This is a genomic window from Polynucleobacter sp. UK-Gri1-W3 (genome assembly GCF_018881595.1).
GTDB lineage: Bacteria > Pseudomonadota > Gammaproteobacteria > Burkholderiales > Burkholderiaceae > Polynucleobacter.
The window spans coordinates 1-1,059 of sequence record NZ_JACVQA010000011.1; the positions used below are offsets into that span (position 1 = coordinate 1).

The following is a 1,059-nucleotide window of genomic DNA, read 5'->3' on the forward strand; positions in this document are numbered from 1 at the left end:
GGTGGATTCAACTACGAAGTGCAACTTTGAACAACTAGTTAAGGAGGCTAAGGATGTTTTAGTATCCAAAGCTTCTAGACCTGCAAGTCAAAGTAGCCATGACCTATCAACACCTTAGCCAAACTGAACGATATCAGATTTATATCCTCATGAAAGACGGAAAAACCCAAACTCAAATAGCCCAACTGATGGATCGGCATAAGTCGACCATCAGCCGAGAGCTTGCTCGCAATACGGGGCTCAAAGGTTACCGTCCCAAGCAAGCCTGCCTGTTGGCAGAAGAACGCTCATTAGGCTGCCGTAATGCCGCCCAAATAACAGCCGATCAATGGAATCAGACAGAAGATTGCCTCTTAGCTCAGTGGAGCCCCGTCCAAATTGCCAATCAGGTTGGCATTAGTCATGAGACCATCTACCGCCATGTCTACGCCGATAAAGCCGCTGGCGGCAATCTTTACCAGCAGCTGCGTTGCCAAAAAAAGCGCAAGAAACGCTATGCCAGCGGCCGTGATCGCAGAGGCCAAATAGTAGGTAGGCGGCCGATCAGTGAGCGCCCAGCGCACATTGAGACAAGATCCCAAGTCGGCCACTGGGAAGGCGATACTGTAATTGGAGCGGCCCACAAGCAAGCTGTTGTGACCTTGGTTGAGCGCAAGAGTGGCTATGCCGTTTTGGCTAAGGTCAAGAACAAGACGTCGGATTTAGTCAGTAGCGCCATCATCACTAAATTAAACGCCGTGACCCCACTCGTTAAAACCCTGACTTTTGACAACGGCAAGGAATTTGCCGAGCACGCCAGGATTGATACAGCTCTTCAATCAACGACGTACTTTGCGGATCCGTTTGCTAGTTGGCAACGTGGATCAAATGAAAACTTCAATGGTCTATTGCGGCAATACATCCCCAAAAAGAGACCGCTATCTACTGTGACCGATAAGGAGCTTAGAATGATCCAAGACCGTTTAAACAACCGACCTAGAAAACGATTAGGATTTAAAACCCCCAATGAAGTATTTATGCAGTCCTTAAACCGTGTTGCACTTCGTGTTTGAATCTACG

At 48.3% G+C, this 1,059-nt stretch carries 1 protein-coding gene; it reads left to right on the forward strand.

Translation table 11 applies throughout. The features are described 5' to 3' along the window. Positions 1-98: 98 nt before the first annotated feature. Entirely contained in the window at positions 99-1,052 is a 954-nt protein-coding gene (locus tag ICN36_RS11300; RefSeq protein WP_215310123.1) for an IS30 family transposase, read from the forward strand. Positions 1,053-1,059 lie beyond the last annotated feature (7 nt).

Excerpts from the sequence above, each read along its gene's own strand:
- ICN36_RS11300 (WP_215310123.1), top strand. The coding sequence starts at position 99 with ATGACCTATCAACACCTTAGCCAAACTGAACGATATCAGATTTATATC.